The organism is Acidianus manzaensis, assembly GCF_002116695.1.
Lineage (GTDB): Archaea > Thermoproteota > Thermoprotei_A > Sulfolobales > Sulfolobaceae > Acidianus > Acidianus manzaensis.
Map to the genome: position 1 here is coordinate 877,945 of NZ_CP020477.1, position 14,649 is coordinate 892,593.

15 protein-coding genes are annotated in these 14,649 nt (G+C 29.5%); 7 read left to right on the forward strand and 8 right to left on the reverse strand.

What is annotated here, in order from left to right; genetic code table 11:
- The first annotated feature begins 39 nt into the window (after positions 1 to 39).
- Positions 40 to 1,002 (forward strand): glycosyltransferase, encoded by a 963-nt coding sequence (locus tag B6F84_RS04215; protein ID WP_148691075.1) that lies wholly within the window; start codon positions 40 to 42, stop codon positions 1,000 to 1,002.
- Positions 1,003 to 1,274: 272 nt separating this feature from the next.
- Here the strand turns inward: B6F84_RS04215 and B6F84_RS04220 are convergent, their stop codons facing one another.
- Positions 1,275 to 1,547 (reverse strand): hypothetical protein, encoded by a 273-nt coding sequence (locus B6F84_RS04220; protein ID WP_148691076.1) that lies wholly within the window; start codon positions 1,545 to 1,547, stop codon positions 1,275 to 1,277.
- 137 nt (positions 1,548 to 1,684) lie between these two features.
- The gene (locus B6F84_RS04225; protein WP_148691077.1) at positions 1,685 to 2,197 is read right to left on the reverse strand and encodes a hypothetical protein; all 513 of its coding nucleotides are present in this window, start codon (positions 2,195 to 2,197) and stop codon (positions 1,685 to 1,687) included.
- A 177-nt stretch (positions 2,198 to 2,374) separates the two neighbouring features.
- Here B6F84_RS04225 and B6F84_RS04230 point away from each other — a divergent pair, with 177 nt between their 5' ends.
- From B6F84_RS04230 to B6F84_RS04240, 3 genes are all read left to right on the forward strand, one after another.
- Positions 2,375 to 3,334: a hypothetical protein gene (locus B6F84_RS04230; protein ID WP_148691078.1), complete on the forward strand. Its 960-nt coding sequence runs from the start codon at positions 2,375 to 2,377 to the stop codon at positions 3,332 to 3,334.
- Positions 3,335 to 3,507: 173 nt separating this feature from the next.
- A complete protein-coding gene (locus B6F84_RS04235) occupies positions 3,508 to 3,882 on the forward strand; it encodes a CBS domain-containing protein (RefSeq protein WP_148691079.1) in 375 nt (124 codons plus the stop codon).
- Between the two features lie 139 nt (positions 3,883 to 4,021).
- Entirely contained in the window at positions 4,022 to 4,777 is a 756-nt protein-coding gene (locus B6F84_RS04240) for a plastocyanin/azurin family copper-binding protein (protein ID WP_148691080.1), read from the forward strand.
- 210 nt (positions 4,778 to 4,987) lie between these two features.
- Here B6F84_RS04240 and B6F84_RS04245 read toward each other — a convergent pair whose 3' ends face one another.
- From B6F84_RS04245 to B6F84_RS04270, 6 genes are all read right to left on the reverse strand, one after another.
- Complete coding sequence (locus B6F84_RS04245; protein WP_148691081.1) at positions 4,988 to 5,299, reverse strand: hypothetical protein; 312 nt, start codon at positions 5,297 to 5,299, stop codon at positions 4,988 to 4,990.
- Positions 5,296 to 5,658: a succinate dehydrogenase/fumarate reductase transmembrane subunit gene (locus B6F84_RS04250; RefSeq protein ID WP_148691082.1), complete on the reverse strand. Its 363-nt coding sequence runs from the start codon at positions 5,656 to 5,658 to the stop codon at positions 5,296 to 5,298. Before B6F84_RS04250 ends, B6F84_RS04245 begins: the two co-directional genes overlap by 4 nt.
- Positions 5,659 to 6,360 (reverse strand): succinate dehydrogenase/fumarate reductase iron-sulfur subunit, encoded by a 702-nt coding sequence (locus B6F84_RS04255; RefSeq protein WP_148691083.1) that lies wholly within the window; start codon positions 6,358 to 6,360, stop codon positions 5,659 to 5,661.
- Between the two features lie 417 nt (positions 6,361 to 6,777).
- On the reverse strand, positions 6,778 to 7,467 hold the full coding sequence (locus tag B6F84_RS04260) for a class I SAM-dependent methyltransferase (protein ID WP_148691084.1): 690 nt from the start codon (positions 7,465 to 7,467) through the stop codon (positions 6,778 to 6,780).
- Between the two features lie 619 nt (positions 7,468 to 8,086).
- Positions 8,087 to 8,596 (reverse strand): TQO small subunit DoxA domain-containing protein, encoded by a 510-nt coding sequence (locus tag B6F84_RS04265; RefSeq protein WP_148691085.1) that lies wholly within the window; start codon positions 8,594 to 8,596, stop codon positions 8,087 to 8,089.
- A 5-nt stretch (positions 8,597 to 8,601) separates the two neighbouring features.
- Positions 8,602 to 9,123 (reverse strand): TQO small subunit DoxD, encoded by a 522-nt coding sequence (locus tag B6F84_RS04270; RefSeq protein WP_148691086.1) that lies wholly within the window; start codon positions 9,121 to 9,123, stop codon positions 8,602 to 8,604.
- Positions 9,124 to 9,462: 339 nt separating this feature from the next.
- On the opposite strand from B6F84_RS04270, the gene B6F84_RS04275 reads away from it, so the two are divergent.
- Genes B6F84_RS04275 through nrfD form a run of 3 tightly spaced genes read left to right on the forward strand, consistent with a single transcriptional unit; the run spans position 9,463 to position 14,645 of the window.
- On the forward strand, positions 9,463 to 12,579 hold the full coding sequence (locus tag B6F84_RS04275; protein ID WP_148691087.1) for a molybdopterin-dependent oxidoreductase: 3,117 nt from the start codon (positions 9,463 to 9,465) through the stop codon (positions 12,577 to 12,579).
- 18 nt (positions 12,580 to 12,597) lie between these two features.
- Positions 12,598 to 13,305: a 4Fe-4S dicluster domain-containing protein gene (locus B6F84_RS04280; RefSeq protein ID WP_148691088.1), complete on the forward strand. Its 708-nt coding sequence runs from the start codon at positions 12,598 to 12,600 to the stop codon at positions 13,303 to 13,305.
- Positions 13,302 to 14,645 carry an NrfD/PsrC family molybdoenzyme membrane anchor subunit gene (nrfD, locus tag B6F84_RS04285; RefSeq protein WP_148691089.1) on the forward strand — a complete coding sequence of 448 codons (1,344 nt, stop codon included), beginning with the start codon at positions 13,302 to 13,304 and terminating at the stop codon, positions 14,643 to 14,645. The genes B6F84_RS04280 and nrfD overlap by 4 nt, the downstream gene beginning before the upstream one ends.
- Positions 14,646 to 14,649 lie beyond the last annotated feature (4 nt).

Here is a 14,649-nt window from a genome sequence, read left to right on the forward strand (position 1 = left end):
GAAAAAGTTTAAAGTGAGTATTAAGTAACAAATTTTATAATGACAAAAATATCAGTCATAGTTACAGCTTATAATAGAGAAAAATATCTTTCTGACGCTTTAAATTCCATTAAAATACAAACAATAGACAAAGATAAAATAGAAGTAATTCTAGTAAAAAATTTTCCGTTTATTTTTGATTTGGATAATTTAATAGCTATAGAGGATAACTCAGAATATGTGGGAGAAAAAATATATAAAGGATTAATAAATTCTAGCGGAGATATAATATGCTTTCTAGACGATGATGATACTTATGACAAAGAAAAGCTTGAAAGAGTATATGAATTATTTAATTTCTTTGATCCAATTTACTATCATAATAATTTTAAGACTATAGATAAAGACAAAAATCCTATAGAAATAGAAAGTGATTATCTAAAAATTCCTCCATATGGTAAATTCAATTTAAACCAAACTACACTTATTGTTGATGAAATAATTACGAAGAAGATTAAATATTATCTCAAAAATAATGCGAATTTCAATTCCAGCTCTATATGCATAAAGAGGGAAGTCTTAGAAAACTACATCGATATCTTAAGGAAGATAAAAGTGTTAATAGATTCATTTTTATTTTATATAGCAATGCTTTCACCAGGGAAAATAGTTTTAGATCCTCTAAAGTTAACTAGTTATAGAATTCATTCAATACAAACAAGTTCTGGATCTCTACAAGATTTAGAAACTTATAGGAATTCTTTTATCAAACTACTAGAAAAGGTTATTCATGACATAGAGGTTATAAATAGTTTGTACATGGAAAAATCTATAAACATTAATTTAAATGATGTAATACTGTATAAATTACTTTATGGTATTTTTAGCAATACAAAAGTTGAAACACAATTAAGATTTGATAAAAATCTTATATTATATTATTTGCTATATTTATCTCCTAAATTTTTTAAAGATATATTTATAAATCAACAGTTTAAGAAAAATGTAAAGGAACGCAAGTAAAGAACTATTTTATATTTCATTACCTTTTTATCTAAGGACAAATTTGTATAATAGAACTACATAGATCATAAATAGAGAAATTAATTGATAGCCCAATCTAAATCCGTAATTTATTATCTTAATCAGTAAAACTATATAAAATAATTAATATCTAAGTGTGAAAATTCATGTATTAGATAATTTTTCAATTACTACATGACATTTATTAGCTCGCTTTATAATAAAACTTTAAAAAAGAATATCGAATATTAATTTAAATAAATAGGAAAAAATTATAATATCTTATGTTCATATAATACTTTCGGAGTCATTGGAGTTACTTTCCAAGTTATGTTAAATTGTTTTGCTGTATTCATTAATGTGTCCATACTATCAACATCCCATTCACAAACTGCAGTTTTAGCTTCTTCTGATACGCTTACTTTATCTAATTTCATACCTTTTGGTAATTTCTTTTCTTTTGCCATAGATACTACTTGGTTTATTAATTTCATTGCATCATCTTTTTGATTGTCTTCCCATTGATGTACGACTAATACTTTCATAAGAATAAATAGTAAAATCATGTATTAATTCTTATTGGTAACAGATATTCACTGTTGTATATTAAAAAGTGGTTTAACTAAAGATTATATAAAAAATATAAGTATCTTTAAGGTAAGATTTTATTTTTTCTTTTTTATTACAATCTGTTCTTTAATAAAACTCTTTTTAATGCTGAAAAAATTTTAGGTTTAATACCCAATGTAAGTCCAAGTATTCCTCCTAGCCAATGCTCAAAAAACACGTGAACAAAAAGTCCTCCAGGAAAGATTAGACCGGGTGCAGTAGCAATAGCCATGAAATTAACTTTTCCATCAATTATAAATTGAATTTCTAAAATCATAGGATTAATCATTACAATAGCTGAAAATATGGCTAATATTCTTAAAATTAAAGAATAAACAGATGTCTTATTTAAGAATAACGTAAAATTAGGATAAATTCCTATTATAGTTAATAGTAAACCGTTAAATAAAAATGCAAATATCATTGTAGAGAAAGGTAATGGTAATAATGGCTTTACTTTAGCTAACATCATCATATACTTTATCTCTGCACCGCTTGACATTGCAAGTGAAATCCCAGAGTATATAAGTAATACTCCAACTATTAACAATATTATTCTAAAAATTATTTTAGTATATTCATTCATATTTCCAGCTAGTTATATTTAATATAAAAACCTTTCTTGATCCTTTATAGTTTGTATTTTGCAATAAATATTATCTGAGAATAGTAGAGTTTTTACACCTACAACATAATAAACTATATTTAACATTTATAGAATAAAGCTTAAATATTAGGGTATCCCAAATTATATTGTGATATTATGATTGACTGGTTAGTCATAAATTTATGGAATCCACAAAACGTTGATATTGCCAGTGCTTTAGTTATTGCATATTTGCTCGGAATAGTACATGGAGTTACGCCAGATGAACATACATGGCCAATAACATTCTCGTATTCTGTTGGAACTTTCAGCAGTAAAGGAGGAGCTAAGACTGGATTAGTATTTTCTTCTGGCTTTACTTTACAAAGATCTATTTTATCAGAATTAGCTTATTTAGCATTAGCAGGAGTATTTATGACTACTACAGCATTTGGTGTAACATATATATTTGTTGGATTAGCTATGGCTTTAGCAGGAATTTATATAGCTAAAAAAGGGGGATATCCTCATTGGCATTATTTAGAGAAAAAATTAGGAGAAGCAACTGGTATACATAAAAAGGATAGTGAATATCAAGAAGAAGAGTTACAGCACAAAATAAATCCAGCTTACGTAAACGAAAAAGACTTAACTAAACCAGTACCAGTAAAATTAGCTTTAATTCATGGATTTATTGCTGGTTTTGGTTTTGGTGCATTTGCATTAATAGTATACACTGTTTTAGCACCAACAATGCCTAATGCATATTTAGGATGGTTACCTGGAGCATTATTTGGTTTAGGTACTATGACAGCTCAAGTAATGTTTGGTACTTTATTCGCTACATGGTTAACTAGAATGAAGAATTTAACATATCAAGGAATAGCAGTTGTTGGAAAAACAATAACTAAAACTGTATTAGAGTACGGTGGTTTAGCATTTATAGTAGGAGGTACAGCTATCTTATTATATCCTCCATTATTAACTTATAACATAATAACGCCAATACATGTGCATAATCTTCATAGTCTTGGAATAGGATTTTTCCTTGTTATAATCTCTGTTGTAATATTTGGTATATATGGATATAAGGAAGGAGTAAAAACAGCTATGAGATTAAATTATGTTAACAAATAACTTTTTATAAACCGAAGATAGCATTTCATTCTTCTTTTTATTTAAATGTTTCTATAATGAGGTAATAGTAGTCCTTTATAAAGAAAATATTTGATACATAAATTATCTTACATTATTTTTCTTTTAAAAAATTAGGTGAAATATTTTTTAAGAATTATACTAACAATATCTTGATGTCATCAGAAGTTAAGATCAAGAATTACGTCATAATAAATGAAAGAGCTACTGTAGAAGATGCGTTAAATGTAATGGAAAGAAATGATTATAATTCGTTAGTAGTTATAGATGATAATGAAAGGCCAGTGGGTATTATAACTTATGAAAAAGCTGTGAAATATAGAAATAGTAAAAATATAACAATAGATAAACTTATGGATAAAACTATAGTAACAATATCAGGAAAAGAAGATCCGTTAGATTTGTTTATTATGATGATGCGAAATAAGATAAATATAGTAGTAGAAACGGATAAGCATGGAAGAGTAAAAAAGATAATCACATTAAGAGATATATTTAATATCATTCAGAAAAAAGCAGAGAAAATATAACGTATATTTCTAGTTTATTTTAATTAATCCGTAGATATTGAGCTATTGTATAAGATATTTATTTAAATGCAGTAAAGGGATAATCCATAGTAATTATATGAGATAATATTTAATACTATATTGTTTATTATATTTACTTATGAAACACTTTATATTTCTTATAGCAATTTTAGGAGTACTTATAGCAGGAGTAATAGCTTATTCTTACTTTAATGTATATTTGCCTAGAGAGTATTCTCAAGAATCTGATAATTACTATAACGAGCAATTAAGTCAATTTGGATACTATAATTCTGGATATCATGGTGGAATGATGGGATATGGAGGAGGGATGTATCATATGATGGGATACTATAATGGATATGAAACAATATATCAACAACAGATTTCTGTGAATCAAGCAATTTCAGAAATGAGAAGTCCTCCATCTTACGCTAAAGTGTTTCCTAATAATGATAGTATAGTATTTAATTCTACAAATATTAATATTATTGTACTATCTATGGGTCATAATAGAGCAGTTAATTTAACTGGAATGAGTCCTCCATCTTACGCTTCTCATAATGTCTATGTTATATATGGTCTGATTAATCCTACATTAATAATACCTGCAGGTGCAACAGTAACTTTTACTCAAATTAATCTAGACGCTGGAGATTATCATAATTTAGCAATAACACCAGTAAGTCCTCCTTATTCTTACTATGTAATGATGCAGATTAGAATGGATGTACTTGGCATGTCTCCAATGTTACCACCAGCAAATTATCAATCTGGAATGGCTTATGAATTTTCATTTACTGTTCATTTTATTAACACGGGAGACTACTATTACTTGTGTGAATATCCAGGTCATGCAGAAATGGGAATGTACGGAAAGATAATAATTGCATAAATTTTTTAATAATTGATTTTGATATATATTTTTGATCAATATAGTTTCAATTTTATATCTTTATCTCTCAAACTTGATTAAAAATTTTTCATATTAATGTATTTTAGTCAGCTTATTAGTTGAATATTATTTCATATTCTCTGTTTTACATTGTATAATATAAAAACTAGATCAAATTAAAATAAAATATTTTAAATATAAAGTGTAATATCAAGATATAATTATAATATATATTAAAACTAAAAGAGATATCCAAAGCAAAGTTATAATATATTTTGAGAATTTAGTGCTATGTAATGTTCTTCTTAATCCTAGTGTAGCATGAGAATAGCTAAATACTAATAGAAGTAATAATGATGTGACATACCATTTATTTACTAACTCATTGTTTATCACTCTTGTAGATGTTCTAGTAGTAAAATTCATCGGAGTTATAAATAGCATAGATAAGTGTATTGCTAAGAATATACTTGCTAGTATTCCAAATATGTAAAATATAAGCCTAATTTTTGCCTCATTCATTTGAATATCGCCATATAAGATATTAGTAAAGAGACCAGTAAAAGAATCATAAGTATAATTTTGTACTGATTATGTGATCTATAATTAAGCCAATAACTTTCACCATGGTTTTTTGGTATTAAAAATCCTGTTTCTATAAGCAATATCCTGATTCCATTAGTTATATGAAAAGTTAGAATTGCACCAAAGATAACTAATACTGGCATTAAGAAAGAATCATTTATTTCCATTCCCCTAGCTAATTCGTAGACAAAAATAACGTGAAATATTAGATATCCAAAGATTATCCAACCTGTTGCCATTTGTAAAAGTGCTAAATACCTTTCTATATTCCATCCAAATTCTATCCACTGTTTCATTCATATCACCATTGCTTTTAATTTTTGAATTGCTAGCGATGGATCTACGTTTCTTGGACATACTATAGAACAACTGCCTGCTACTCTACAATCCCATATGCCATCCAAACTATTTATAACTTTAATTCTTTTTTCCTTTTCAGTATCTCTAGGATCTGCAATAAACACATATGCTTTGGCTAAGGCTGCAGGACCTAAAAAATTCTTATTACTTCTCGTTATAGGACATGCAGAATAACATAAACCACACCAAATGCATTGGGCAAACTGCCATAACTCTCTTTGATCTTCTGGCTTTAGTCTTTGTTCGTAATTTCCTTTTAAAACCTCTTCATGAGGTCTTATTCTAGGGTCTATCTTTTCCATTTTATCATAAAAATCAGTCATATCTACGATAAGATCTTTTATAACTTTCATATCTAATGGTTCTATAGTTATTTCATTATTTTTATTTATTTCATGTAAAACTAGTGTTTTACAAGCCAGTTTAGGCTTGCCTTGTATTTTCATCCCACAGCTTCCACAAACAGCCATATGACATGAAGCTCTAAAAGAAAGTGTAGGATCAAGGTTTTCTTTAATATATCGCAAAACTTGAACTACGCTGGTGAATCTGTCAACTTCTACCTCATAATTTTGCCACCAGCTTTTCCCTTCTTTATATCTTTTTATCTTGAAACGCACTTTTGAAACATTATCCATATTATATCGTTTTATTAAATCTCCTAAAAAATATTATCATTAATTTCTATATAAATGATTAAAATAATTTTTTAAAAAATAATAACTTTTTTTCCTTTGTCTAAATTATTAAGCTCTGAGAAATTATAGAACTACTTTCATAATAGCATTAGCAATTTTAACATCTTTAGTTTATGGAGTATCAAAATTAAGGTTATTCTCTTAATTAGGTTATTCGTAGAATTAGTGTTAAGTGCTCAAATGCTACACATACTAGTTATGTTTTATAATAAATGTGATAATTAAGTTCTATTCAAATACGCTACTTGATTCTTTTTTAATGTCAGAATAGATTTCATTATAATTAGTAATAAATTAATTTTAGTCTTTCTTTGATTATAAATGAAAATACTAAATGAATAGATTAACTATATTTTATTAACTTTTTTGTTTTTTAAAACCTACCACGAAATAGAAGAGATTTAACGCTTTCTCTTCATAAACCTTAACGTCTAAATATTTGTAAAATATGTTTTTATAATAATTATTTGTAAACAGTCTCCTATAGATATAATAAATATATTTGTAATCTTTTGGCTTACCACCAGCAAAAATCGGTATATAAGGCATTATAAATCTTAAGTATATACTTAGATAAATTCTTTTTATCCTATTTTCTGGCTTACCCATAGCTATTATTCCTACGATCTTTTTAGACACTCTATTCATTTCTTTTACTACAGTTTCTACATTGTTCGCTGCGTGTAAAGCAAAACTACTCATTACTACATCAAAAGCGTTATCTCTAAAAGGTAAAGCTTCGAAAGACGCTAAAACTTTATCATCTTTAATTATAGCCATTTTTAACATATTTACTGCATAATCACTTAAAATAATCTCAGTCTTTTTGCCATATATTTTATTAAACACATAAGATAATTCACCTTTTCCACCAGCTACATCTAAAATCAGTAGTGGAGAACTACAATATTTTAAAATAGTTTTAACTAAATTTGCTCTCCATCTCACATCTTGATTAAAAGATATATATCTATTAGCTCCATCATAAGATTTAGGTATATTCTCATAAACCTCTCTTAGCTCCTCATTAGTAGCCTCAACTGACACAAATAAATAATTATTGAGAACAATAAAAAATTACTCTTAATTGAAATCAATTAATTATCGTCTTTTCATATCATACAGTGCAGAAACTAATTCAATAGTTGTATAAACATTTGTAATCCTAGAGAATCCTTTAATAATGATAACTGTATGCGTTAACTATATTCTTCAAATTCTTCTCAGAATTAGTATCTTAAATATGAAGCAATAAAAGTCTACTTAGTATAAATTCTCAGAGATATCTTTCAAGCTGATATTCTTTCATACTTTTGTTTAAATTTGTGTTCATAAAAACAGTTTATACTTACTTCATAAAAATAAGATAAAAAATATTTATAAAATATATAACTAAGATCTACTTTCCATACTTTTTAGAGAAAATATATAATTATAGACTCTAATTCATTTAAATATTTGAATTATAGGAACTATCAGTTTATACTTCAAGATAGTTCTTATTGTATCTTCAATCTATTATGTTAGAAACTTTCTAGACTTAATTTCTATACTTGACAACGAATTTACTCTTTTATATATAAAGAGAAATAACCAGATCTATTATCTAGTGTCAATTAACTTAAAAATTATAGTTTCTCAAAAAAATTATTAAAAAATTATCTTATTAAGATACTTGAACTTCTATTTGGAATTTCATACCATAAGCTGAGTCTTGACCATCAGCATCCCATACTCTGATTATATAATTTCCAGGCTGAAGAGGATGCGTTTGCAATATTATTGTAGAGTTCTGACCTAATGGTATTTCAATTCCTACTCCGTAATTGCCTATCTTAATAGCTTTTGATGGATGTAATGAGAATTCGTTTTTTATGTCATTTGTCGGTATGTGACCAAGTTGTTGTCCAGTCCATTGATAATATATTGTCCCATTAGGATATAATATTTGAACTAGAACTATAAATCCTCCATAAGTATCTGGTCCATCTACACGTGAAATTTGCAGGAATAATGTACCATTTTGATAGAGCCTAGTACCAGATAATGAATATCCTGGAGTTTTAGAATAGTTAGTTAAATGAGTAAATCCTTGAAAATTTATCTGATAAAGTCCAAAAGTGACTCCAGTAGCAATAAGCATTGCAAGAATTGCAACTAATACTTTTTCATTCATTTTTATCACCATAATGGAATATAATATTTCCAGATCTTAATACCTTTGGAATTCTTGAAAATTAACTGATCAATCGAAAGCCATTTGCTTCCTGTAAAGATAAACATAAATGCAGCTGCTCCTTCCACTGCAGCTATTTGCCATTCGTCAACACATGTAGTACCTAACCAACCCCCACCAGCTCCTATACCCCATGCTAAACCTGCTAAAACTAATCCAGATAATCTAGTTAAGAAACCTAATATCATAAATAATCCAAATATTGCTTCTAAAGCCGTAAACACAATCAAAAAATCATATAGTAAACTAGGATTTTCTAAAACAGTCACTAATACTCCTTTAACGGGACTCCATGCATGAGGTAAGAAAGTTATTAGTTTTCCTCCTACATATGCAGAACTGCTAGGATTAAGTTTAGCTGGAACGTTAACTGTTCTTCTCAAAAATGCAGAGAAGAACATCCAACCTAAAGTTACTCTTATTATTGGTAAGAATTTTTGAGTTTCGTCTATTGTAGTTTGAGCCATAGTCTATCATGACTAATTCTTTTTATTATTAAATAAAGTTTTCTCTTGTAAAATAGATTGTATTCAATTATTTAACTAAGTACAAAATATTTAAAAGATTAAATATATTATTTTATGATAGAAGCAATAAATTAATTAGTTATGATAGAGACTCTACCTTAATAACTAATATTCAAAAAGTTAATTAAACTTAATATTGTTAAAAAGTGTTTATCCTATTAGACTGAAAATCTTCTTATTTTCGTCAAGTCTTAATTAACTAACTTAAACGTTCACTAAGGAAAGCCTATTGATTTTAAATATAATAATAATGAAAGATATAAAAACATGTGAAAGTATATGAAGAACGAATTTAGGCTATCCCGTAGAGGTTTTCTGAAATTAACTGGAACAGTAGCTGTTGCTGCAGGAGTAGCGTATTTAGTTAATAAATATAATTTTGCCATATTCTCTCAAGCTGATCCTGTTGATGATGAACAACTTCAACCAGGTTGGCAATACTCTTATATACCTAACGTATGCGCGTTTTGTTCATCAACATGCGATATACTAGTTTCGACAGAATATAAAAATGGGTATATTAGAGCAACTGAAATTGATGGTAATCCTCTATCTCCTCTTAATAAAGGAAAAATATGTCCTAGAGGAAGATCTGGAATTTTTAGAACATATAATGTAGATAGATTAAAAGTTCCATTAATTAGAACTGGACCTAAAGGAACGTGGTCATTTAAAGAAGCTACGTGGGAAGAAGCGTTTAATTATATTCAGCAAAAAATGAAAGAACTAAATGTCCAACCCTACGAATTTCTTCTAATTGGAGGAGCACTTCCTTGTGCAAACTATAAGAGGCAATTTATTCCTTTTACATTAGGTACACAAATGCCCAATATAAATGGTACGCCAATGCAATCTTGTATGTTCTCATTACAGCAACCAGTTGGATTCGTAATAGGTGGATTTGATCTTCATGCTACTGATGTAATGGATGACATGACTAATTCTTCATTGATTATCGCATGGGGATCAAGCTCTTTTCCTGTTGGCATATTCGTAAATAGAGCTGTAAGATTTGGTGAAGGAATAGCAAATGGCGCTTATGTTATTTCTATAGATCCTAGAATGGGAGAAGCTGCATCTAAGGCAAATTTATGGATACCGGCTAAGCCTGGTTCTGATATCTATATTGCAATGGCTATAATTAATTATTTAATACAAAATAATTACTATGATGCTGACTTCGTAAGATATTATACTGATTCTCCGTTTTTAGCTTATGAAGAGAATGGAGTGGTTAAACTTTTAGAAGATGATTATTCTGATGGCACTGTAAAAGCTTATTACGTTTACGATGAAATTAGTGGTCAAATAGTCGAAGTTCCACCGTTTAGTAATTCCAACAAAACTGATATAAATGGAAATTTGATTAAACCTGCGTTAAATGCCCCTCAAAATTTAACATTTAATGGGCAACAAGTCCAAACAGTTTTCCAGTTCTTAGCCCAGGATGTTAGTAGTTATACTTTAGAATATGCATCTCAAGTAGCTGATGTTCCATTAAGCCAATTACAAGAATTAGCATTTAGAATAGGTACTATGAAACCAATGACTATAATTACTGGACTAAAAGGATTCTGGTCAGATCAAGCACCACAATTTAGAAAAGCCATAGCAATTATAATGACTTTAACAGGAAATATTGATATAAGAGGGGGATGGGTATACTCAGGAGCTTATAGGGAAGGAGTAATTAGTACAGTGAACGCTTATAATGAGGCTATTCAAAACGGAGAATCGAAACCGGGAATTTTATTACAGAGGCCAGAAATATTATCAAAAGTACCTTTACTAGATTTACCTGGAGAACTATTAACAATATATGCTATAATTTATGCATATAATAATCCAAGCTTCTGGAGCACTGGATATCCATCACTTTGGTATGCGTATAATCAGACTTTAAAACAACAAGGAAAGAAGCCAGCTGCAGCATTTGCACTATTTGTAGATACTGGAGCTTATGAAGCCTATAAAGGACAAGTATTATGGAACGGACAGCAATACAAACCAAAAGTAGCTATGTCATGGGGAGGGTCTCCATTTAATTTCAAATGGGATCAATATAAGCAGATTTTGGAAAATACATTCTATATTATGATAGATATTCTTCCTACAGAAGCAAGTCTATATGCAGATGTAATCTTACCGGACGTATCTTATTTAGAAAGAGATGAAGATTTTAGATATGACGGACCAGCAATGGACTACGCAATAAGAGGTAGATGGCAGGCTATTCCAATTGTATGGCCTAATACTGCAAATGGATTAGATTTGTTCGTAATGTTTGCATACATGCTCGGACAACAAGCAGGTAACTCTTATGTTGAGTGGATGGCTAATTCTCACAATATAGATAAAGAAGTTTTTAAACAAGTTATTCAAGAAGAAATGCCAAAATATCAGCAGTATCTAATGCAAAATAACGGATATCCTCCTTGGGGAAGTTTTACTGCAGACGCATGGAGAAGTGCCGAAGTATCATATCTTTCTCAGCAATTAGATATACCAGAAGATCAGATCCTTAAAATATTAAGAAATAACGGAGTATTTATAATAAATACTGTTGATGAGTTCTTTAACAATAATCAACGTATTCCATGGAATTTACCAGCAGCAACACCTACAGGAAGAATAGAAGTGTATTCAACTGTTCTTTATTATTATGTTATACAAAACTACGGTTATGATCCAATATTTGATCCTATAATTGCCGAAGTACCTCCGAATTGGAATAGCGGTTATGCTGTACAGCCTGGAGTATATGTTACACCACAAGCACCTTATAATGATCCAACTTTTAAACCTACACCACCAGAAATGTTTTACATAGAATATAAGGTACCACAATTCGCCTATACATCAAGTACAGATAATCCTTTACTGATGTCTATTGCATCTGACAGTTATCATAAGGATATTCTACAAAGAGCATGGATTCATCCAAATACTGCATCACAATTAGGAATTCAAGAAGGAGATTGGATTGCTATAGAAAGATGGAAATTACCTAATCAAGACGGTACAATTCCTAAACTTGTTATGAAGGCTCATATAACTTCGTGGATAAGACCAGATACTATAGGAGTACCAGAACCATATGGGCAGAGAAATCCTGCATTAACTACATCAATAAAAGCTGTTTCAGAAGCTGGTAATAAACCAGTATCAGAATTATGGCCACCAAGTTATAATCCATTAGGTGGATTTAGACAATCAGAACAATTTACTGTTTACGTTAGAAAAGCTACTCAAGATGAAATTAATGAGGCTACACAGTTAGCATCTGTACAGACTGAAGATACCACGCCAGCACAAACTTCAGTTTCACAAAATACATCAGAATCTCAAAGTCAATGGAATACATTTACAACTCAAGGTAATTTTTCTTCATTATAAATTGAAGAGGTGATATTTATGTCCTCAAATAATTCAAATATATTAGATAAAAATCAAATTGTAAATCCATATACGCAATTTGGTAATTCAAAGCAGTGTGAAAAGTGGGGATTCGTAGTAAGAGTAGATCAATGTCTAGGATGTGACGCATGTGTAGCAGCTTGCACATTAGAAAATCAAACACCGTTTTGGGAAGACTTATTTAGGACTCATGTCGAGGACTTAGAGCTAGGAGAATATCCTAATGTTCAAAGAATGTTTGTACCAAGACTATGTATGCAATGTGAAAATCCGCCATGCTATTATGTGTGTCCAACTGGTGCTACTCAGATAGTTCAAGGAGGTATTGTAGTTGTAGATGAGTACAAATGTATGGGATGTTTATATTGTGTAGAAGCTTGTCCTTATGGAGCTAGATACTTCTACACTTATGAAGATATACAAAAAGCTAAAGAATATTACGGAGATAATACAATTCATGTTGTTCCTCATGTAGATAAATGTACATTCTGTTATGGTACTGCTCCAGATGGTACTAATACGCCAGCATGCGTAAGAACATGTCCTGGAGGAGCTAGAGTTTTTGGATGCTTAGATGATCCTAATAGTGAAGTGAGTGTTTTAGTTAATACTGGACAAGCTGTAGTGTTAAATCCAGAATTGAATGTACAACCTAAAGTATTTTACGTTTTTAATAGACAACTAGGTAGGGGTGGAAATTCATGAATAAAATTTTACTAGCTTGGACTATAGTATTTATCCTAATAGGTGGGGGTATATTATTTTATGGAATGAGTTTTAATCCTATAGGTTGGTTTAATGGAAAAGTGACGTTTACTGAGCCAAATAACGCTCCTATACCATGGGGATTACTAGTAATTGGCTATATGTTCTTTGGAATTATAGGAACTGGTGTAAGTTCATATAATTCATTATATGAGATATTTAATAAAAATCATAAAGAGGATAATCCATTTCATAAGATATCTTTAAGAAATGAATGGCTAGCGTTAGCTGTCCTTATACCTGGTTGGATAATGGTGTTTGCATCTACATATAAGCCAGGTGAGGCTATGTATATTTACCTATCATTTAGGGATACTTCCAGGATAGCTTGGAACGGCGTCTTATATGCTTTAGTTGGAATAGGAATAATTGCAGAGATTCTTGCATTAATAGGAGAGAAAATAAAATTAGAAAACAAAAAAGATCCATTAAGTAGATTTTTAGGCTGGCTTTCAAGTGAGTTGAAGATAGAAATTCCTGGAATGCTAAAAATAGTTGTAAGTATTATTGCAGTGATTGTAGGCTATGCTATAGTAGCTGAAGTAATATTAGACGCTAATTTAGGCTCTGTTTTTGGTTACTTATCGACATGGGTTGATGAATTTGGCCCATTTATGTCAATCTTGTTAGTTATATTATCATTTTATGCTGGCATTTCAATGATTTCGTTTGTGAGTGTAATTTACGGTAAAATGTCTAAAAAAGAGAAAGTTGAAGCAAAAGACCCTCCTGAAAATATGTATAAGGTTTTAGGAAGAGATGGAGTTCTAGCTACTATAGCAATAGGTTTTCTAATGCTATGGTGGATTTGGTTAACTGCAACTAATCAAGAAACGTCTCCATGGGCTAGCTTACTATTAACTGGAGTTTATTCTATACCATTCTGGATAGGTATAGTTTTATCGGGCATTATAATTCCTTTAGCATTATATAGTATAGCTTATGCGAAGAGAAATGCAAAGGCATTATTTGCTTCTTCAATATTCTCATTACTTGGTATGTTCTCTATAATTACATTAGCAGACATATTGCCTCAATCTATAACATGGTATTATACTATTTCTCCAATATCTCCATCAAACTCTAATTGGGTATATGAATTAAGAAGCGTATTTAATCATGGACCTTTATGGACATTATTGCCTTTTAATATTTCATTCTATGATATAGTATGGTTTACGGGTTCAGTATTATTGCTTTTAGGATTTTATACTTTAGGAGTTTTAATTTTACCATTAGAGGAAGAAGAGAAACCAAAACATATTTGGATATTTAAGTGATATA